This window comes from Glutamicibacter sp. AGC84 (genome assembly GCF_053543575.1).
This window is the reverse complement of record NZ_JBLVOC010000015.1, coordinates 69,146-87,340: the sequence shown is the minus strand read 5'-3', so window position 1 is coordinate 87,340 and position 18,195 is coordinate 69,146. Positions and strand designations below refer to the sequence as shown.

Annotated in this window: 19 protein-coding genes, 4 tRNA genes and 1 pseudogene; 5 read left to right on the top strand and 19 right to left on the bottom strand. The window is 61.7% G+C overall.

Annotated features, from left to right (window positions below; all coding sequences use genetic code 11):
- Positions 1-55: 55 nt before the first annotated feature.
- From ilvC to ACNPN0_RS09225, 3 genes are all read right to left on the bottom strand, one after another.
- Positions 56-1,087: a ketol-acid reductoisomerase gene (ilvC, locus tag ACNPN0_RS09235; RefSeq protein ID WP_448938886.1), complete on the bottom strand. Its 1,032-nt coding sequence runs from the start codon at positions 1,085-1,087 to the stop codon at positions 56-58.
- A gap of 122 nt (positions 1,088-1,209) precedes the next feature.
- Positions 1,210-1,728 carry an acetolactate synthase small subunit gene (ilvN, locus tag ACNPN0_RS09230; RefSeq protein ID WP_105658085.1) on the bottom strand — a complete coding sequence of 173 codons (519 nt, stop codon included), beginning with the start codon at positions 1,726-1,728 and terminating at the stop codon, positions 1,210-1,212.
- 3 nt (positions 1,729-1,731) lie between these two features.
- Positions 1,732-3,615, bottom strand: coding sequence for an acetolactate synthase large subunit (locus ACNPN0_RS09225; protein WP_105658084.1), 1,884 nt, complete (start codon positions 3,613-3,615; stop codon positions 1,732-1,734).
- Positions 3,616-4,234: 619 nt separating this feature from the next.
- Here ACNPN0_RS09225 and ACNPN0_RS09220 point away from each other — a divergent pair.
- On the top strand, positions 4,235-4,696 hold the full coding sequence (locus tag ACNPN0_RS09220; protein ID WP_332503815.1) for a hypothetical protein: 462 nt from the start codon (positions 4,235-4,237) through the stop codon (positions 4,694-4,696).
- Positions 4,697-4,777: 81 nt separating this feature from the next.
- On the opposite strand, the gene ACNPN0_RS09215 is transcribed toward ACNPN0_RS09220, so the two are convergent.
- The 10 genes and pseudogenes from ACNPN0_RS09215 to ACNPN0_RS09170 form a co-directional block, all read right to left on the bottom strand.
- Positions 4,778-5,302, bottom strand: coding sequence for a hypothetical protein (locus ACNPN0_RS09215; RefSeq protein WP_448937854.1), 525 nt, complete (start codon positions 5,300-5,302; stop codon positions 4,778-4,780).
- Between the two features lie 81 nt (positions 5,303-5,383).
- Positions 5,384-5,908: an isopentenyl-diphosphate Delta-isomerase gene (gene idi, locus ACNPN0_RS09210; protein ID WP_448937855.1), complete on the bottom strand. Its 525-nt coding sequence runs from the start codon at positions 5,906-5,908 to the stop codon at positions 5,384-5,386.
- 26 nt (positions 5,909-5,934) lie between these two features.
- Entirely contained in the window at positions 5,935-6,798 is an 864-nt protein-coding gene (locus tag ACNPN0_RS09205; RefSeq protein WP_448937856.1) for a prenyltransferase, read from the bottom strand.
- A complete protein-coding gene (locus ACNPN0_RS09200) occupies positions 6,795-7,115 on the bottom strand; it encodes a lycopene cyclase domain-containing protein (protein WP_332489243.1) in 321 nt (106 codons plus the stop codon). The genes ACNPN0_RS09205 and ACNPN0_RS09200 overlap by 4 nt, the downstream gene beginning before the upstream one ends.
- A complete protein-coding gene (locus ACNPN0_RS09195) occupies positions 7,105-7,467 on the bottom strand; it encodes a lycopene cyclase domain-containing protein (RefSeq protein ID WP_448937857.1) in 363 nt (120 codons plus the stop codon). The genes ACNPN0_RS09200 and ACNPN0_RS09195 overlap by 11 nt, the downstream gene beginning before the upstream one ends.
- Positions 7,464-8,990 carry a phytoene desaturase family protein gene (gene crtI, locus ACNPN0_RS09190; protein ID WP_448938905.1) on the bottom strand — a complete coding sequence of 509 codons (1,527 nt, stop codon included), beginning with the start codon at positions 8,988-8,990 and terminating at the stop codon, positions 7,464-7,466. Before crtI ends, ACNPN0_RS09195 begins: the two co-directional genes overlap by 4 nt.
- Before the next feature lie 3 nt (positions 8,991-8,993).
- Positions 8,994-9,062 (bottom strand): annotated as a pseudogene (locus tag ACNPN0_RS09185) (hypothetical protein); the annotation flags it as partial.
- Entirely contained in the window at positions 9,053-9,997 is a 945-nt protein-coding gene (locus ACNPN0_RS09180) for a phytoene/squalene synthase family protein (RefSeq protein WP_402697563.1), read from the bottom strand. The gene ACNPN0_RS09180 and the pseudogene ACNPN0_RS09185, both read right to left, overlap by 10 nt.
- Before the next feature lie 5 nt (positions 9,998-10,002).
- Positions 10,003-11,106 carry a polyprenyl synthetase family protein gene (locus ACNPN0_RS09175; RefSeq protein WP_448937858.1) on the bottom strand — a complete coding sequence of 368 codons (1,104 nt, stop codon included), beginning with the start codon at positions 11,104-11,106 and terminating at the stop codon, positions 10,003-10,005.
- A 12-nt stretch (positions 11,107-11,118) separates the two neighbouring features.
- On the bottom strand, positions 11,119-11,607 hold the full coding sequence (locus ACNPN0_RS09170; protein WP_133834694.1) for a MarR family winged helix-turn-helix transcriptional regulator: 489 nt from the start codon (positions 11,605-11,607) through the stop codon (positions 11,119-11,121).
- 114 nt (positions 11,608-11,721) lie between these two features.
- On the opposite strand from ACNPN0_RS09170, the gene ACNPN0_RS09165 reads away from it, so the two are divergent.
- On the top strand, positions 11,722-12,552 hold the full coding sequence (locus ACNPN0_RS09165; protein WP_133834695.1) for a tryptophan-rich sensory protein: 831 nt from the start codon (positions 11,722-11,724) through the stop codon (positions 12,550-12,552).
- A gap of 11 nt (positions 12,553-12,563) precedes the next feature.
- Positions 12,564-14,012, top strand: a complete 1,449-nt coding sequence (locus ACNPN0_RS09160) for an SDR family oxidoreductase (RefSeq protein WP_448938885.1) — start codon at positions 12,564-12,566, stop codon at positions 14,010-14,012.
- Positions 14,013-14,032: 20 nt separating this feature from the next.
- Here ACNPN0_RS09160 and ACNPN0_RS09155 read toward each other — a convergent pair whose 3' ends face one another.
- From ACNPN0_RS09155 to ACNPN0_RS09140, 4 genes are all read right to left on the bottom strand, one after another.
- Complete coding sequence (locus ACNPN0_RS09155) at positions 14,033-14,593, bottom strand: MarR family winged helix-turn-helix transcriptional regulator (RefSeq protein WP_448937860.1); 561 nt, start codon at positions 14,591-14,593, stop codon at positions 14,033-14,035.
- Between the two features lie 117 nt (positions 14,594-14,710).
- Positions 14,711-14,795 (bottom strand) — tRNA-Leu (locus ACNPN0_RS09150).
- A 92-nt stretch (positions 14,796-14,887) separates the two neighbouring features.
- The gene (bcp, locus tag ACNPN0_RS09145) at positions 14,888-15,379 is read right to left on the bottom strand and encodes a thioredoxin-dependent thiol peroxidase (protein WP_434693527.1); all 492 of its coding nucleotides are present in this window, start codon (positions 15,377-15,379) and stop codon (positions 14,888-14,890) included.
- 66 nt (positions 15,380-15,445) lie between these two features.
- Positions 15,446-15,518, bottom strand: a tRNA-Lys gene (locus tag ACNPN0_RS09140).
- Between the two features lie 458 nt (positions 15,519-15,976).
- On the opposite strand from ACNPN0_RS09140, the gene ACNPN0_RS09135 reads away from it, so the two are divergent.
- Complete coding sequence (locus ACNPN0_RS09135) at positions 15,977-16,504, top strand: hypothetical protein (RefSeq protein ID WP_448937861.1); 528 nt, start codon at positions 15,977-15,979, stop codon at positions 16,502-16,504.
- Positions 16,505-16,862: 358 nt separating this feature from the next.
- Here the strand turns inward: ACNPN0_RS09135 and ACNPN0_RS09130 are convergent.
- Both ACNPN0_RS09130 and ACNPN0_RS09125 read right to left on the bottom strand, forming a co-directional pair.
- Positions 16,863-16,935, bottom strand: a tRNA-Lys gene (locus ACNPN0_RS09130).
- Positions 16,936-16,984: 49 nt separating this feature from the next.
- Positions 16,985-17,057, bottom strand: a tRNA-Lys gene (locus tag ACNPN0_RS09125).
- A 173-nt stretch (positions 17,058-17,230) separates the two neighbouring features.
- Here ACNPN0_RS09125 and ACNPN0_RS09120 point away from each other — a divergent pair.
- Complete coding sequence (locus ACNPN0_RS09120) at positions 17,231-18,163, top strand: 2-hydroxyacid dehydrogenase (RefSeq protein WP_448937862.1); 933 nt, start codon at positions 17,231-17,233, stop codon at positions 18,161-18,163.
- Positions 18,164-18,195: the final 32 nt, after the last annotated feature.

The window sequence follows — 18,195 nt, the reverse complement described above, 5'->3', positions numbered from 1 at the left end:
TGGGAAGCAACCGAGGTCGATTTAGTGTGTGCAGATTATGCAGGCAGCCGCATGATTAGCGGGCTACCGAACCATCTACGTAGTCATCCGAGGATGCATCCGAGATCCAGGAGAACAGCGAGCGCAGTCCGCGACCGGTGGTCTCGATTGGGTGGGCTTCGCCCTTGGCGCGCAGTTCCTTGAACTCCGGAGCGCCGGCCTTCTGGTCTTCCATGAAGCGGTTGGCGAAAGCACCGGACTGGATATCAGCCAGCACAGCCTTCATGTTTTCCTTCACCTCTGGGGTGATCACGCGTGGGCCGGAGACGTAGTCGCCGTACTCAGCAGTGTCGGAGATCGACCAGCGCTGCTTGGCGATGCCGCCTTCCCACATCAGGTCAACGATCAGCTTCAGCTCGTGCAGCACCTCGAAGTAGGCGATTTCCGGCTTGTAGCCAGCTTCGGTCAGGACCTCGAAGCCGTACTGGACCAGCTGGGAGGTGCCACCGCACAGCACAGCCTGCTCGCCGAACAGGTCGGTTTCGGTCTCTTCGGTGAAGGTGGTCTCGATAACGCCGGCACGGGTGCCGCCGATGCCTGCAGCGTAGGACAGTGCCAGTTCCTTGGCGCCGCCGGTGAAGTTCTGCTCCACGGCGATCAGGTCAGGGATGCCGCGGCCGGCTTCGAATTCGCGGCGCACGGTGTGCCCTGGTGCCTTGGGAGCAACCAGTGCAACGTCGACGTTGGCTGGTGGCTGGATGAAGCCGAAGCGGATGTTGAAGCCGTGGCCGAAGAACAGCGCGTTGCCCTCTTCGAGGTGCTCGGCGATCGACTCGGTGTAGACCTGGGCCTGGACCTGGTCCGGGGTCAGGATCATGATGACATCTGCCCAAGCCGCTGCCTCGGCAACGGTAGCTACCTTCAGGCCTTCGGCCTCGGCCTTGGCACGGGACTTGGAGCCCTCAGCCAGGCCGACGATAACCTCGACACCCGAGTCGCGCAGGCTCAGTGCGTGGGCGTGGCCCTGGGAGCCGTAGCCAATGACAGCTACCTTCTTGCCCTGGATGATCGAGAGGTCTGCGTCGTCTTCGTAGTACAGATCAGCCACTGTAATTCTCCTTATTTGTGCTTCTGGTAAAGAAGTCTTGTGCTTAGGCACTGTTGCTTTCTTCTAAGCTAGGTGCCAAATACCTAAATTTGTAGTTCGTGTCTCTTGAAGTCGTTGTGCGCTTAGGCGGACAGCGTCTTCAGGGCACGGTCGCTCATCGACTTGGTTCCGCGTCCCACAGCCAGCGTTCCGGCTTGGACGATCTCGCGGATGCCGAATGGCTCAAGTACTGCCAGCAGTGCTTCGATCTTCGCCGCATTGCCGGTGGCCTCAACGACCAGCGAGTCCGTGGATACGTCGATCACCGATGCGCGGAACAGCTCCGCGGCCTGGGTGACCTGCAGTCGCGTCGCCGCATCGGCGCGCACCTTGATCATGATGTGGTCGCGCTGCACCGAGGTTTCCGGCAGCAGTTCCACGATCTTGATGACGTTGACCAGCTTGTTCAGCTGCTTGGTGACCTGCTCCAGGGAATCCCCTTCGGCGTCCACCACCACGGTCATGCGGCTGATGCCGGCAATTTCCGTGGGGCCCACGGCCAGCGAGTGAATGTTGAAGGCACGGCGGGCGAAGAGGCTGGCGACGCGGGTGAGCACGCCGGGAACGTCTTCAACCAGTACCGAAAGCGTATGCTTTGCCATGTTCTAGTCCTCCTCTTCCCATTCAGGGGTCATGCCGCGGGCAATCTGGATCTGGTCGTTGCTGACTCCCGATGGGACCATTGGCCACACCATGGAGTCGGCCGAGACCACGAAGTCGATGACTACCGGACGGTCATTGATTTCCAATGCCTTCTGGATGGTCGCATCGATGTCCTCGTCGCGTTCGCAGCGCAGGCCCACGCAGCCGTAGGCGTCGGCCAGCTTCACGAAGTCCGGAATCCGGGCGGTTCCGTGGCCGGTGTTCAAATCGGTGTTGGAGTAGCGGCCATCGTAGAACAGGGTCTGCCACTGGCGGACCATGCCCAGCGACGAGTTGTTGATGATGGCAACCTTGATGGGGATCCGGTTGATCACGCAGGTAGCCAGTTCCTGGTTGGTCATCTGGAAGCAGCCATCGCCATCAATGGCCCAGACCACACGGTCCGGCTGCGCCACCTTGGCGCCCATGGCGGCAGGAACCGAGTAGCCCATGGTGCCCAGGCCGGCGGAGTTCAGCCACGAGCGCGGGCGCTCGTACTTGACGAACTGCGCTGCCCACATCTGGTGCTGGCCCACGCCTGCCACGTAGACGCCTTCCGGACCGGTCAGCTCGCCGATGCGCCCAATGACGTTCTGCGGAGCCGAGAGGCCATCGTGGGTTTCGGTGTAGCCGATCGGGTAGGTTTCGCGCAGGCGGTTGAGCAGTCCCCACCAGCCGGCCAGATCCTGCTGGGCTTCGTTCTCGAAGCGCGAGGCGCAGGCCTCGTGCAGCTGCGGGATGATTTCATCCAGCGAGCCGACGATCGGCACATCGGCCACGCGGTTCTTGGAGATTTCCGCAGGATCGATATCGGCGTGGATCACCTTCGCGTTCGGGGCGAAGGTGGAGAGCACGCCGGTGACGCGGTCATCGAAGCGGGCCCCGAGGGTAATGAGCAAATCCGACTGCTGCAGTGCGGTGACCGCAGAGACGGCACCGTGCATGCCGGGCATGCCCACGTGCTGTTCATGCGAGTCCGGGAAGGCACCGCGTGCGGTCAGCGTGGTGACCACCGGCGCGTTGATGAATTCCGCGAATTCCTTGAGCTGCTCATGGGCGTTGGCCTTGATCACGCCACCGCCGACATACAGCACCGGGCGGGTTGCCGAAGCGATGAGCTTGGCGGCTTCGCGCAGCTGCTTGTTGTGTCCGCGGGTGACCACGCGGTAGCCCGGCAGGTCGACCTTTGGCGGCCATGAGAAAGTCATGTCGCTCTGCTGGGCGTCCTTGGTGATATCCACCAGCACCGGACCGGGACGGCCGGTCTGCGCCAGGTAGAACGCGCTGGCCAGCGTGCGCGGAATGTCTTCCGCGTTGGTGACCAGGAAAGCGTGCTTGGTAATCGGCATCGTGATGCCGACAATGTCTGCTTCCTGGAATGCGTCAGAGCCAATGAAAGCGCTATTGACCTGACCGGTGATTGCCACCATTGGTACCGAGTCCATATTGGCATCGGCCAGTGCGGTGACGAGGTTGGTTGCGCCTGGTCCGGAAGTAGCGATGCATACGCCCACTTCCCCGCTCACCATGGCGTAACCCTGTGCGGCATGGCCGGCACCCTGTTCGTGGCGGACCAAGATGTGGTTAATCTTGGTCGAATCCATCAGTGGATCATAGGTGGGAAGGATGGCCCCACCTGGTAATCCGAAGACGTCTTTGACGCCCAGTTCTTCCAGCGAGCGGACGATGGCTTGTGAGCCCGTCATCTGTGTGGGAGCAACGATATTATTCGGACCCTGTACCGGGTTCGAAGCCTCCACGACGGAAGAGACAGCGGCGGCGGCATCCTTGGTTCGATTGATTGACTTCGCAACCGACGCCGGATTGGCGGGTGTTGAGTTGCTCATCGGGATCCTTTCCATATCTATCTCTTCGTTTGCGCATAAAAAACGCCCCGCGGCCGTCACTACTGACGAAAGGGGGCTTGCGCGTTACCGACGTACTGTCCGTGGTGTTGGACAGTGTCTCAGGCTCCGCGCCTGATAACTAGTAGTACATCGGTGTTTGTTTGCATGCCTCTAGTTTTCTCCACCTCACGGCAAAGAGCAACTAGACACCCTGTTTATCTCATTATATGAGATGGATGTCCAAGCCTTGGACGCGACACCGTGAACAAGACTTGGTTTTTTCGCTTCATAGACACCGAAAGCGCCTGTCGAAACGAGATTAGCTGGAGACAAGCACCAGCTGCCGGGAATGCGCATCGCTCGCGCTGCGCACCCCTTGCTCCAAGGAAGTCCCCTGCCATGCAGTTGGTTTCGCTTGCAGCGTTGAGCCGGGAAAGGCATGAGTTCCGTCGATGGCCACACGGGCGCATGGCTTGACGACTCAATTAGCATCCTGGCTCATTAATCCCATTCTAGAAGTCAATATGACCAATCAGATAACCCATGACGTGCCGATGACACATTTCGATAAATGTTGCGACTGGTCAAATTGTCCAAAGTTATCGGTAGAGTATTGGTTATGGACAAGCGCCCAGACGAAAATCCAACCCAGCAGGTTAAGGCCCGCCTCCATGAGGCCTTCGACTCGCAGATCCCCAACTTCGCCAGCTACAATCTCGTGGCGGGCACCGGCATCGCCGGCTCCGGAGGGCTCAAGGTCATTGGATATCGGCGCCAACCAGCGGAACTGATTATTGCGCCAGTGAATGCCAGCAGCTTGGAAGCATCCGAGGATGCGATCAACATCAACAATACAAATGTGAACCAGCTCGCCGAGCTCAGCGATGGCGGCTACGAAATCGCGATCTCTTCGGGCCGGGTGTTCCGCTTCAGCATTCCCGAAGCGCCGAGCATCGACTTGCATGTAGATGATGCCATCAGCATTGGTGCCACCATTGACCAGAAATCGGATGCAGAGGACTTCGCTGATTTCATGGACCACTTCATGAACACCATCGAAGGCACCGAGAACTTCATATAACCAGCAAGAGAATTCGCCATAGCAAAGGCCATCCCGCCAGCTAGCTCCATTACGAGCTACGCGGCGAGATGGCCTTTTCGCTTACAAAGCCCCGGGATGATTCCCGCGGTAGTCGGAGGCGAGCAGCTGCCCTTCGACAGTGAGGATCTCAACCCGGTCCAACTCGATTGATTCGTAGCCGACGGAGGTCATGACCCTCTCGGCATAGCCGGCAGCACTGCCCTCCGAGATCCAATCGCTGCCCTCCACGACAATGGCGAGCACGCCCTGGACTGGAGAGAGCCACCCCACGGTGGCGTACTGGATGGAATCCTCGGCGAATGAATGGAAGCCTGCGGCGCCCTGGCCATTGAGGTACTGGAAGATCTTCTGATCCGCCCATTCCTGGCGCCCTTCGACTTCCTGGAGGTTGTCGGCGTACTTAGGCAAGGCCGCGATTTGCGGGCTCACGCTAGGAGTTTGCGCGGATGCTTCGAACTGGAGCGGGGCACAGCTGGCCAGGGACGAAGCCAGCACCAAACCGCCGGTGACCACGCTGGCCCTGCGCAACGCATGGATGGCCGCGCCGTGCCGCTGGATACCGGCAGACATTACTTGAAGCACCATGCAATTGAGCATAGCCAATGACCCGGACAATTCCGCAGGAATCATCCAGTACGGGATTCCACGCCGGCGGCGGGCAAGGAATCAGCCTTGCTCGGCCTGGTACAGGGACATCCCTGCAGCCTGCATCACCAGCCACGGGCTGAAGGCCCACGGGGTGGCGCGCAGGGCTTCACCGAGTTGTGCCGGATCCACCCAGCAGTAGTCCATGACTTCGTCCGGGTTCGCAGAGATCTCGCTGTCGACTATCGCGGTGAAGACCGGGCAGATTTCGTTTTCCACAATGCCCGAGGCATCCACGGCGCGATAGCGGAAGTCCGGAAGCGCCGATTCGATGCGGCTGACCTTGAAGCCGAGCTCATGGGCTGCGTGGCGCGTAATGGCTTCTTCGAAGCTCTCGCCGGGCTGGGGATGCCCGCAGAAGGAGTTCGTCCAGACCCCTGGCCAGGTCACCTTGGACAGGGCACGACGCGTCACCAGCACCTGGCCGGCTTGATTCTGCACATGGCAGGAGAATGCCTGGTGCAGCACGGTATCCGTGGTGTGAACCAATTCTTTCGGGTGCGTGCCAATAGGCTGGCCTTGATCCGAAAGCAAAATGACGTCCATTGAAATCCTTGAATCCCCATCCGGGTCTAGTAGGTGAAAAGTGCCGAAAAGATCAGGAGCATGGTCAGCAGGAAACCGCACAGGTAGTTGATCCACAAGAATCTCTTCCATCCTCGATTAACCGTACCCGAGCTTGCATCGCTGATTCCAAGATGGGGTAGGACGTTGAGCACATAGGCCAGGGCCAGCACCGCCGCCCAGCGGCCAATCCCCGAAAGGCCCACCGCCACGAGCACTCCGGCCAGCAGGTAGGCGGCCAAGACCAGGTAGACGGTCGTGCGGGCCGACAAGGCGGTGGCGATCGAGGACAGCCCGCCTTGGCGGTCGGGAACAATATCCTGGATGGCGCCCAGGGCGTGGCTGGCCATCCCCCAGAGCAGGAACGCGCCGAAGACCAGCCACTGCTCGGCCTGCACGCTGGCGCCAGCAAGCACCCACCCGTAGACCGCCGGGGAGACGAAGTGCACCGCGCTGGTCAGCGAATCCAGCCCGGGCCTTTCCTTGAAGCGCAGCCGCGGTGCGGAGTAGGCCAGCACCGCAAGGATGGACACGGCCAGAACGAGGTTGGCTGCGCCGTCCCCGGCTGCCGCGAGCACCACGAGGAACGGCGCGGCGCACAGGACGCAGGCGATGAGCAGCGCCTTATGGCTCTGCCTGGACAGCAACGCCCCTTCGATTCCTCCCTTGCGCGGATTGCGCAGGTCCGATTCGTAGTCGAAGACGTCGTTCACGCCGTACATCAGCAGGTTGTAGGGGAAGAGGAAGAACACCGTGCCCAGGACCAAACGCCAATCGATCCCGCCGCCGGCCAGCAGATAGGCGGCGGCAAACGGGTAGGCGGTATTCACCCAGGAGATGGGGCGTGAGCTCAATACGATTCCGCGGATCATGAAGCGTCCTTTCTGTGGCTGCGGGCACCGAGCAGCCACCACAGCCCGGGGAGCAGGAAGACCGCGCAGGCGGCGTAGAAGAAGTCTTCAATCGGGGCCAGACCCAGATGCACCCCGGACAGCGTCCCGCTGCCGTAGCCGAACAGCCCGGCGTAGATCATCAGGTTGTCGAAGATCGCGGTGAGCACGAGCATCAGGGCCATGGCAGCGCCCAGCGGCTTGGCCACCGAGCGCAGGCGCTGCTTGCTGGCGGCCAGCCCGGCGGCAAAGACGGCCATGGCCGCAAGAAGGAAGCAGAGGCTCAATTCAAGGAACATCGTTCTCCCCCAACGTGCGCTTGGACGCTTTACGGTGTCGGTTGCGCAGCATTCCGGCCAGCACCGGCAGCCCGGTGAAGGCAATCATGGCGCAATAGCACAGGAAGACCAGGAAGAAGACTTCTTCCACAGGGAACTGCTCGCCCACCATGATTCCGGTCATGAGCTCCGATTCCTTGTGCAGGAAGATGCCCTGCCTGATGGCCAGCACATCCCAGAGCACGAAGAATCCGGTGCCCAGCCCCAGGGCCAGGATCCCACGCACCGGGTGGCGGAAGATGAAGAGCTTTCCCTTCGCGTCCAGCAACCCCATGCAGGCCAGCAGTGCCAGCAAGATGCCCAGGTAGATCATGCTCCGGCCTCCTGACGCACCGTGGCCGCGAAGTTTTCGTCCATGGGCCCCGCGGATTTGATCCCGAGCACCGCTTTGGCAGCCAGTTCCCCGCTGATCAGGCACATCGGCACGCCGATTCCAGGGCGCACGGTGCTGCCGGCATAGTGCAGCCCGCCCACCTTGGCGCTGCGGTTGCCCGGACGCAGCATGGCGCTTTGCCCCAGGGTATGGGCCAGGCCCAGCGCACCGCCTTTGAAGGCGCCGTACTGCTGGACGAAGTCCCCCGGGCCGATGCTCTGGCGCACCACGATCCGCTCCCGAAGATCCGTGATGCCAGCCCATGCGGCCAGCTGGTCGATGGCCGCGTCGGCCACCGCTTCCACCGCGGCATCTCCTGCCCCATCGGCTGCGCCAATCCCCCATTCGGGCATGGCCGGAGCCGGGACCAGGATGAACAGGTTTTCGCAGCCCTCCGGGGCGACCGAGGGGTCGGTGGCACTGGGCTTGCAGACATAGATGCTGGTTTCCGCCTCCAGCATCCGCCCTTGGCGAATCCGCGAGAAATTCTCTTTCCAGTCGGTGGTGAACAGCAAGTTGTGGTGCTCCAGCTGCGGCAGCTTGCCGCTGATGCCCAGGCAGAGCAGCACCGCGCTGGGGCCGGGGTCTTTGCGCTGGAAGCTCTTGGCGGTATGGGTCTGCAGCGCTTCGGGCAGCAGTTGGCCTTCCAGGTGGCGCACATCGGCGGCTGCGATCACCTGGGTCGCCGGGGTAAGCTGCTGCCTGCCGTGCGCGTCGATCCAGCGCACCGCGCTGACCCGGGGATTTTTTCCCTCGCTGGTTTCAATGGCCGTTGCGGTGGCTGAGAGATGGATGGCCGCGCCGTGTTTCCGGGCCAGTTCAGCCATGGCGTCGGCCACCGCAGCGAAGCCTCCCATCGGGTATTTCACCCCGTCGGTGAGGTCCAGGTGGCTCATCAGCTGGTAGAGCGCGGGGGTGCGGCTCGGGCTGGAGCCCAGGAACACCGCCGGGTATCCGAGCAGCTGGCGGATCTCGTTGCTCGAAAAGCGCCGGGCCACGTGGCTTTCCAAGCTGGAGGCCAGCAGCTGGGCCAGTTGCGGGGTCCGGCGCAGGATGCTTGGGTGCAGCAGGGAGGTGAGCGAACTGAAATCGTCATAGAGGAAATGTTCCAAGGCCAATTCATAGCCTTCCTTCGCGGTGCGCAGGTACCGCCGCAAGGCTGGGCCGCTGCCCGGTTCCAGGGCTTCGAAGAGTCCGCTGGCCGCGGCGCCGGTTCCGACATCCACCGGTTCTTCACGGTTCTGGAAGAAGGTGCGGTAGCCGGTGGCCAGTTCGCGCAACTCCAGCTGTTCGCTGGCGCTGGTGCCCATGAGCTTGAACCAGTGATCGAAGACCTCGGGCATCAGGTACCAGGAGGGGCCGGTGTCGAAGCGGAACCCGTCGCGCTCCAGGCGCCCGGAGCGACCGCCTGGATGCGGCTGCTGCTCGATCAAGGTGACCTTGCAGCCTCGGGCGGCGAGCAACCCGGCGCTGGCCAGGCCGGAGAATCCGCCCCCGATGACTACGACTTCTCTTTGTGCGTGGTTCATCTGCTTGCTACTTCCATTCTTGGCTTGCGGCCGGTGGTGCCCCGGGTGCCCAGCAGCACGCGGGCGGCGATCAGCGCCTTGCGCGGGGCGGAGACCGAGATGCGGGTGCGCAGCAGCTGGGAGGCCGGGGCCTTGTCCAGCTGGGAATTCAGTTCGCGGAACAGGTCATGGGCCAAGCGCACGGCCCGGGCAGCGGACGGAGCCAGATAGGGCAGGCCGGCGCGGGCCTGGGCCAGGTCCTGCTCGATCTGCGCAACCAGCTTCGCTTTGCTTGGCTCATCGAATCCTGCCGGGTCCAGGCCGGGAAAGTAGCTGCGTCCCAAATCTTCGCTGTCTTCCGCCAGGTCGCGCAGGAAGTTGACCTTCTGGAAGGCCGCGCCCAGGCTGCGGGCGGCGTGCTTGGCGCGCTGCGCCTGGGCAGGGGTCAAGTCCGGCGCGGCGGGCATCGCCTGGAAGACCTGCAGGCACATCAGCCCGATGACTTCGGCCGAGCCGTAGATGTAGTCCTGCAAGCTGCGCGCATCATGCTGCCCGGTGCCCAGGTCCGCGCGCATGGAGGCGAAGAACGGGGCGGTGAGCTCGGCGTGGATGCCGGTGGCCCGGGCGGAAATGGTAAAAGCGTGGACCACCATGTTGGTGCTGTACCCGCGTTCCATGGCGCGCAGGGTTTCTGCTTCCAGCTCGTCCAGGCACGCGGCGATGGCCTGGTTGTCCAGGCCGGCCTGGCAGGCCACCCCGTCCACGATTTCATCGGCCAGGCGCACCAGCGCATAGATATTGGCGATGTGCCTGGCGCTGGCGGCATCCAGCAGCCTGCAGGCCAGCGAGAACGAGGTGGAGTATTCGCCCAGTACCACCCTGGCGCTGCGCTGGGCGGCGCGCGAATAGTGCTCCAAGGCGGCGGTGCCTGCGGTGCTGTGAGGGGAATTGTCGGGTTTCATGGCGTTCAGTTGCTTCGATCCAGGATCAGGCCGGTGCATTCGCGCAGCAGCGTCCGGGCTTCTTCGGGCAGGTCCAGGAAGGCCGCGGAGCCGGTGGCCCGCGAGCAGAGTTGCTTAGCCAGCTGCCGGGCGAAGCGCTCGGCCCCCTGCGCGGCCAGTTCCTGGCGGATCCGGCCGGCATCCACTGTTCCTTCGCGGAATCCGCCCAGCAGCTTGGCGAATTCGGGTTGCTCGCTGGCCAGGGCCAGCAAGATGGTGCTCTTGAATTCGCGCAAGTCCGATTCCACCGGCTTGCCGGTGCGTGCCGGATCCCCGAAGGTGCCCAGCACATCATCGATGATCTGGTAGGCCACCCCGAGCTGGCAGCCCACCGCGCCGATGGCTTCGGCCTGGCCGGGGTGCGCCCCGGCCAGCAGCGCTCCGGCCTGCAGCGGCAACTGGAAGGAGTAGGCCGCGGTTTTCATCTGCTCCATGCGCAGCACCTGGCTGGTGGTGGCTGGAGCCGGGCCCAGCGAGTAGAGCAGGTCCTCGAGCTCTCCGGCCCCTGCCTGCTCGATGGCTTGGAAGAAGGCCTGCTGGACCCCGGCTTCGCTGTCGCTTCCGGCCGCGGCCCTGGCTGCGAGCTTGATCGCTTCGCTGATCAGCAGGTCCCCGGCGATGATGCCCACGGAATTGCCCGCATGCTCGGCGTCGGCCCGGTTCCGGCCGCTGGCGATGGCGTGGTCGCGGTAGAGCGCCGAGATGGTCTTTTCCCCGCGGCGCACGAAGTCGCGGTCCACCACGTCGTCGTGGATCAGCAAGGCGGCGTGCAGCAGCTCGAAGGCGCAGCCCAGGTCTATGGCGCGGGCCTCATTGCGGCCGCCGAAGGCCCGGTAGCCGAGCATTACCAGCCCCGGGCGCATCAGCTTGCCGGTAGCCAGCCGTTCGGAGATCCGGGACCAGAGCAGCGCGGTCTGCGCGGAGTAGGCGGCGCTGCGGCGCTGGGCCTGCGTGGCCAGCAGTTCCAGCCGATCGCTGATGGCGCGCCGGGTGGGTGCATCGATGAGCCCGCCTGAGGCTGGCGCGCCAGCCGCTGCGGCCGGCGGGGCCTGGTGTGTGGTGGTGTGCATTCTCATGGTTCCCTACTGAAAGGATGTGGTGGGGTTTGCTTGGTTCTCTTCGCTGCTCACGGTGTCCCGCGTCTCCAGCTCTCGCCGGGCATCTTCGAGCAGGACGCCCAGATTCCTGCGCGACGGCTCGTCCAGCTGCGCGTATAACGTGTGCAGCTTGCGCAGCAGCACCTGCCCTGGCCCCGTGGATACCGGGAAATTGCTCCCCGGGGCCACCAGGGTGCGCCGCCGATCCGCGGCATGGTGCCTTCTTTCAACCATCCCGCGGGCTTCGAGCCGGTCCAGCACCGAGGTGATTCCTGCCGATGACACTCCCAGTTCGCGGGCCAGTTCCCCGGAGCTGGGCGTTTGCATGGAACGCAGCAGGTTCACCGCACGCAAATCTGTATCGTTCAGGTCAAGGCTGTGGCGCAGGCGCGCTTCGCTCAGTGCATAGGACCGCTGGAGCTTGAGCAGCAACCGGAACACTTCCGAGGCAATCAGCGGACGTGAACAATCCATGATAACTTCTCTCGCCTAGTTGATATTTAGCTTTTCTAGATACATCATGGTTTAACTATCTCGTTTTGTCGACTCGAAGCGGGAAAATTTTTCAACCGACATCAGGAGCACACGATGAGCAGTTCCACGGATTCCCCGAATTTTCCCTATCGAGCCCCCGCGTCGGCCACATCCTGGGCACTGCCGGTGTTCACGGCGATTGCCCTGGTCCTGGCCATTGCCGTTTCATTTATCGGAAGCGGGGCCCTGGGCGGAACTCCGGTCCAGCAGGCAGCCGGCGGCTATCTGGGCGCTGACTCGACGCTGCTGGCCCCCGCGGGTCCGGCCTTCTCCATCTGGAGCGTGATCTACGCCGGGCTGGCCGTCTACGGAATTTTCCAGCTCACTCCGGCCGGACGCCGCTCGGCCTGGGCCGCCAAGCTGCGGATTCCCGCGCTGCTTTCGGCATTGCTGAACGCCGCATGGATTACCGTGGTCCAGCTGGGCTGGCTGGGCGCCAGCGTGGCAGTGATCTTCATCCTCGTCGCGTGCTTGGCTTGGATGTTGACCATCATGGTGGCAGGCACCCCGGCCTCGCGCACCGAATACTGGATCATGTGGCTGACCTTCGGCATCTACCTGGGCTGGGTCTGCGTAGCCAGCATCGCCAACACCTCCGCATGGCTGCTCTCCCTGGGCTTTGGCCAGGACGCCTCCTGGGCACCAGGAGCGGCAGTGGCACTGCTGGTGGTCGCAGCCGTCATCGGGCTGGGCACCACCGCCTACTCGGGCAGGATCTTCACCGCCTTGGCCATCGCCTGGGGCCTGGGCTGGATCGGCGTGAGCCGGCTGTCCGGAACCAATCAGTCTGAACTGGCCGGGTACGCCGCGCTGGGCTGCGCCGCGCTGCTCCTGCTCGGATCCATGGTGATCGCCTGGCGCAAGCGCGGTGTTCGAACTCCATGAGCCTGATAGCAGTGACCGGAGCAACCGGATATATCGGCGGACGGCTGGTGCCCCTGCTCTTGCGCAACGGGCACCAGGTCAGGGTTTTCACCCGTGACGCGCAGCGCCTGCGCGATACCCCGTGGCGCGGGCAAGTCGAGATCGTCGAGGGCGACCTGCAAGATGAGCACGCAGTGGCCAAGCTCTGCAAGGACGCGGACCTGCTCTACTACCTGGTGCATTCGATGTCCGGGACCCGGGATTTCGCGGCCCAGGAAAAAGCGTGCGCGCAGGTCATGGCGCAGGCCGTACGCGAACAGGACGTCAGCCAGCTGGTCTACCTTTCCGGGTTGCATCCGGCAGGCGAACTCAGCGAGCACCTGGCTTCGCGCGTGGCCGTGGGGCAGATCCTGTCAGCGGCCGCCAGCACCCTGGTGCTCCAGGCGGGCCTGGTGATCGGCTCCGGATCGGCCAGTTTCGAGATGGTCAGGCACCTGAGCGATGTGCTCCCGGTGATGCCGGCCCCACGCTGGGTGCTGAACCAGGTCCAGCCCATCGCCATCCGCGACACCTTGCACTATCTTGCGGCTTGCGCCGAGCTGGCGCAGCCCGCGCAGGGAACCTATGACATCGGCGGCCCCGGCACCTACAGCTACGCGCAGCTGATGAAGATCTATGCCCAGGTGGCCGGCCTGCGCGAGCCGAAAGTCTGGCCATTGCCGCTGCTCACCCCGCGGCTGGCTTCGCACTGGGTGAATCTGGTGACGCCGCTGCCGCACACCCTGGCTTCCGCGCTGGTGCAGTCGCTGCAGCATGATTGCGTCATGGGCTCGCGGGACATCGATAAGCTGATTGCCCCGCCGGCCCAGGGCTTGTGCGATTATCCGCGAGCGGTGCAGCTGGCACTGGAGAAGATGGATGCCGACGCGGTGCAAACCAGTTGGGCTACCGCCCAGCCGATTTCGGCACCCGCCGAACCGCTGCCCTCTGATCCGCAGTGGTCCGGGCGCAAGGCCTATACCGATATCCGCCGCATCAGCACCACGGCAACCGAGGCGCAGCTCTTCAGTGTGCTGCATCGGCTCGGCGGGGAATCACCGTATTTCGCCTTCCCCGCCCTGTGGAAGCTGCGCGGCCTGATGGACAAGCTGGCAGGCGGCGTGGGGTCGCGGCGCGGACGACGCTCGCACAGCACGCTGGCACTGGGAGATGTGGTGGATTGGTGGCGCGTGGAAGCCCTGGAGGAAAACAGCTTGCTGCGCTTACGCGCGGAGATGCGTGCCCCGGGCCAGGCATGGCTGGATTACCGGATCGACAAGCGAGCTGACGGGCGCAGCGAACTGATCCAGCGAGCGGTGTTCTTCCCGCGGGGCTTGGCCGGACGCTGCTACTGGTGGGCGGTATACCCGTTCCATGGGGCCATTTTCCCGGCCACCATCAAGAACATTGTGCGCGATGCGGAGAAGCAGGCGGCTGGCTGAGGATCCAGCACGTCCCGGTACTAGTCCGCTTCGCCGGCAGTCGTTGAATCGAGGCTGCTTTCCAAGGCATCAGAGGTCCCGGCAAGGAACCGGATCACTACCTCCCGCTCCTCGGGGCTCATCGCGTTGGCCACTTCGAATCTCTTGGCATGGTGCCGCCCCACTTGCTCCCGTGCTGCCAGGTGGGTTTCCTCGGTGACCTCGACGCATTGCGAACGCCGGTCGGTTGGATGCCTGGTGCGCCGCACATGGCCGTGGGCTTCCAAACGGTCAATCATCTTGGTAACTGACGCGCTGGAAATTCCCAGATACTGGCTCAGCGCACCCGGGGTGACGGATTGGCCCGCATGCTTGGCAGAGATCATCTTGCGGATCGCCCGCATGTCGGTTTCGTTCAGTTTCATGAACTGCTGGGAGCTGCGCATGATGCGGCGTTCGATTTGGCGCATCCGGCCCATTTCAGCCATGATGCGGTCGATTTGCTCCAGATTGGCAGGGGCGATGCCTGCCCGATTGATCAGGTCCTGGCCAGGATCGGATTCAGAAAGCCCATACATGGTGGGCAGTTCCTTGGCTGCCATGGTGCCCCTCCTCCTCGGATCGCGGCCGCTTGCCTTATTTGGATCATACGCTTGGTCAACCGCTGCGGATGCATGCAAAAACCCTGCGGCCGATGGAATCAGACCGCAGGGTTCAGTTGGTGCGAGTAGAGAGACTTGAACTCTCACGTCCGAAGACACTGGAACCTAAATCCAGCGCGTCTACCAATTCCGCCATACTCGCTAGCGCTACACCGGAAACACTGTTTCCTCGAAGGCGACCTCATTTAGTGTAGCGGAAGTTCTGCCTGATATGAAATCAGCCAAACAAGGGGTCTACTTGGGATCAATGCCCAAGTCACGACGCAGCTTGGCCACGTGGCCGGTGGCGCGAACGTTGTACTGCGCCAGCGCGATTTTGCCCTCTTCATCGAGCACGATAGTGGAGCGGATCAGGCCCTCGTAGACCTTGCCGTAGTTCTTCTTTTCTCCCCAGGCGCCATAGGCTTCAGCCACAGCGTGATCCTCATCGGAGAGCAGCGGGAAGTTCAGTTCTTCCTTGGCGGCAAACTTTTCCAGCTTGGCGGTCTTGTCCGGGGAAATACCCAGAACTGCGTAACCCAGGGACTGCAAGGATTCGAGTGAATCGCGGAAATCGCAGGCCTGCTTCGTGCAGCCCGGGGTGGATGCGGCTGGGTAGAAGTACACGATGGTTTTCTTGCCGCGGTAATCAGCCAAGGCAACAGACTTGCCAGCAGCGTCCTGCAAGGTGAAATCAGGGGCCTGGTCACCGATGGACAGACGGTTAGTCTTTTCGGAAGTACTCATGAGCTGATCCTCTTTTCTGTGCGGTATACAAAAAATCCGACCTGACGAATCAGATCGGATCTACTGTGCGCCCTCCGGGACTCGAACCCGGAACCTAATGATTAAGAGTCATTTGCTCTACCAATTGAGCTAAAAGCGCTTCCTCGCTCTGACTAGTTCTTTTTCAGAACTCGTCTTTGCGACGTAGACAATCATAGGCAGAAATGGCGCAAAAGCAAAAATCGGCCAGTACCCGACCTGAGAACATAAAAGTCCAAGTCAAATTCATAATATCACTATTTGTCCGGCTTGAAAGTAATCTAAAACACACATGACATCTTGTTCTGCAGTAGTAGTCGAGCACTGAAATGCAGGCACTCTTGGCATGGGTTCGACTTCCACCATCCGGGTGGTGAAAACAATGGAATGATTGTCCACTTACTATCGCGACGGCATGGCAACCTATCCAGGCATCGAACGGCAAGCATCAGCGAAGCATGCAGTCGATTGCAGACTGCCAACAGTGACCGCCCTCGTGACCACGGCCGGCGAAAGCTACTAGGTTCATAATGTCGTCAGTTGAGGCTAGGCTTTTATCAACCATCACTTGGAGGAATCATGTCGCGCTCGGCCAAACGAATTCTCGGGAACGTCTCTGTATTTGTTGTACTTGTCGCACTTGTGGCCGTACTCGTGGTTTCAGCGACTAGCCCCACGTTGCTGAAGAACGACGCGAAGCTTACTGCTGAAGCAAATGCCGGAACTCCTATTGTTCAGGCGCTGAAGACGCCGAGCCCTACCCCACGGTCCACAGCCAACACCCAAAGTACGCCAAAGACGATGAGCGAAGTCAGCCAGGAATGGGCAGATGAAAAAATAACCCAGTACCTAGATGGAAATGGTGCTCATAGTTTCGACGCTTTCCCTGGTAGCGCGCAAGGTGACACGATCCGTTGGAGCTCCCCATCCGAAGGCAAGCTTGTGATTACCGTAGAGGACGGCTGGTCTTCAGAAGACCTGGAGGCCTATGCGAATCTGGTCTTGATCACGGTTGGCCACGAATCCCCTGAACTCACAAACGTCACCGTGAAGACCGACAACAATGTGGTGGTCGAAACCGTGGCGGCAAAAACCTCGCAGGACTAGGTCAAAAAGACAGTAACAGCTCTGGTTGCGCTGGATTCCCTCGCCCTAGTCGGTAACCCCTGAGGCTATCGAGTTCGAAGTTAAGCCAATCATCGAGCCAGCTGATGAGTCGAGGCCATCTATCGGGGCTGCGTTCATGCGAGGGAGTCATGATGAGCCTGCTCGAACGCTATCGACGTGCTGAACTCACTTGATGTTCATATCTTGAAGAGTGCGATCAACGCCCGAGCTTCGGATGCGAACACCGTGGTTGCCTGGAGGCCATAACTCCTTGCCCTCGCCGAGCGCCGTCCTGAACGTGAAGAAGAACCACCGGGACAAACAAAAAAGGCCAGACCGAAGCCTGACCTTTGTTTTGTGCGCCCTCCGGGACTCGAACCCGGAACCTAATGATTAAGAGTCATTTGCTCTACCAATTGAGCTAAAAGCGCGTATTTATTTATGAAAACAAGTTGTCTGGTGAACCGAACAAATTGTTCGTGCGCCCCCCGGGACTTGAACCCGGAACCTAATGATTAAGAGTCATTTGCTCTGCCAATTGAGCTAGAGGCGCCCGCTGCGATGTTCTAGAAGCTTTTCGGGCTTCGCGCTTTCGCAACGAGATAAAACTTTACCAGCAATTTCCCTCAGCGCAAATTCGGGGGCCAGTATTCTGCGGTGACCTTCATTACAGGACATGACTAGGGGTTACTACCAAAGCGCGGATGGGGTTTGTACAGTGTTTCCATGAGCACCCAACGAACGATTTCATTCCCGACACAAGATCTGATTGATGCGGTCGGTCCGATCCCGGAAAACCTCAAAGCTGTGCTCTGGGACCTGGAGAGCACCCCCGGAACTGCGCTGGAAGAAATCGACATTGCCATCCTTCCCTATATGTCGAATCCCCAGACGCTGAAGAACATCCGCAAGGCACCGAACGTCAAGATCGTCCAGACCCAGACCACCGGCTTCGACGGAATGGTTGACCTGATTGGCGATCGCGCAAATATCAATACCGCGGCCGGCGTCCACGCGGCGGCTACCGCCGAGATGGCCATCGGCCTGGCCATCGCATCCCTGCGCGGCTACCCGCACGCGGTCCGAGACCAGCAACAAGGCCGATGGAATCCCCAGCAGTGGCCCGGCTTGGCTGATCGGACGGTGGCATTGGTTGGCGTGGGCGGCATCGGCGAAGAGATCCGCAAGCGCCTGGAGCCCTTCGAGGTCAATCTCATGCGCTTCGGCTCCACGGCCCGCACCGATGAGCATGGCGAGGTCTTCGCAACTTCGGATCTCGCAGCGCGCGCGGCGCAGATCGAAGTGCTGATCCTGATCGTGCCGCTCAACGATTCCACCCATCATCTGGTTGACGCTGATCTGCTGGCTAAGCTTCCCGACGGTGCAACCGTGGTCAACGTCGCGCGCGGCCCGGTGGTAGATACCGAGGCAATCGTGGCAGAAGTCGCTTCGGGCCGCTTGAATATGGCATCGGATGTATTCGATCCAGAACCCCTGCCGGCCGATCACCCATTGTGGCAGCACCCCAATGCCTTGGTCGTTCCCCACAACGGCGGCAACACCAAGGCGTTCTTCCCGCGCATGGTGAAGTTGCTCAAGAAGCAGGTGCAGGCCTGGGCCGCGGGCAACGACGGCGAGAACCTCGTGCACCGCAGCTAACAATTTAGCGACAGTTGACGGCTCCGGGAGTT

What these genes read in the sequence shown, in the direction of transcription:
- ilvN (WP_105658085.1), bottom strand. Translation starts at nt 1,728, where the DNA reads ATGGCAAAGCATACGCTTTCGGTACTGGTTGAAGACGTTCCCGGCGTG.
- ACNPN0_RS09225 (WP_105658084.1), bottom strand. Translation starts at nt 3,615, where the DNA reads ATGAGCAACTCAACACCCGCCAATCCGGCGTCGGTTGCGAAGTCAATC.
- ACNPN0_RS09220 (WP_332503815.1), top strand. Translation starts at nt 4,235, where the DNA reads ATGGACAAGCGCCCAGACGAAAATCCAACCCAGCAGGTTAAGGCCCGC.
- ACNPN0_RS09215 (WP_448937854.1), bottom strand. Translation starts at nt 5,302, where the DNA reads ATGGTGCTTCAAGTAATGTCTGCCGGTATCCAGCGGCACGGCGCGGCC.
- idi (WP_448937855.1), bottom strand. Translation starts at nt 5,908, where the DNA reads ATGGACGTCATTTTGCTTTCGGATCAAGGCCAGCCTATTGGCACGCAC.
- ACNPN0_RS09205 (WP_448937856.1), bottom strand. Translation starts at nt 6,798, where the DNA reads ATGATCCGCGGAATCGTATTGAGCTCACGCCCCATCTCCTGGGTGAAT.
- ACNPN0_RS09200 (WP_332489243.1), bottom strand. Translation starts at nt 7,115, where the DNA reads ATGTTCCTTGAATTGAGCCTCTGCTTCCTTCTTGCGGCCATGGCCGTC.
- ACNPN0_RS09195 (WP_448937857.1), bottom strand. Translation starts at nt 7,467, where the DNA reads ATGATCTACCTGGGCATCTTGCTGGCACTGCTGGCCTGCATGGGGTTG.
- ACNPN0_RS09180 (WP_402697563.1), bottom strand. Translation starts at nt 9,997, where the DNA reads ATGAAACCCGACAATTCCCCTCACAGCACCGCAGGCACCGCCGCCTTG.
- ACNPN0_RS09175 (WP_448937858.1), bottom strand. Translation starts at nt 11,106, where the DNA reads ATGCACACCACCACACACCAGGCCCCGCCGGCCGCAGCGGCTGGCGCG.
- ACNPN0_RS09170 (WP_133834694.1), bottom strand. Translation starts at nt 11,607, where the DNA reads ATGGATTGTTCACGTCCGCTGATTGCCTCGGAAGTGTTCCGGTTGCTG.
- ACNPN0_RS09165 (WP_133834695.1), top strand. Translation starts at nt 11,722, where the DNA reads ATGAGCAGTTCCACGGATTCCCCGAATTTTCCCTATCGAGCCCCCGCG.
- ACNPN0_RS09155 (WP_448937860.1), bottom strand. Translation starts at nt 14,593, where the DNA reads ATGGCAGCCAAGGAACTGCCCACCATGTATGGGCTTTCTGAATCCGAT.
- bcp (WP_434693527.1), bottom strand. Translation starts at nt 15,379, where the DNA reads ATGAGTACTTCCGAAAAGACTAACCGTCTGTCCATCGGTGACCAGGCC.
- ACNPN0_RS09135 (WP_448937861.1), top strand. Translation starts at nt 15,977, where the DNA reads ATGTCGCGCTCGGCCAAACGAATTCTCGGGAACGTCTCTGTATTTGTT.
- ACNPN0_RS09120 (WP_448937862.1), top strand. Translation starts at nt 17,231, where the DNA reads ATGAGCACCCAACGAACGATTTCATTCCCGACACAAGATCTGATTGAT.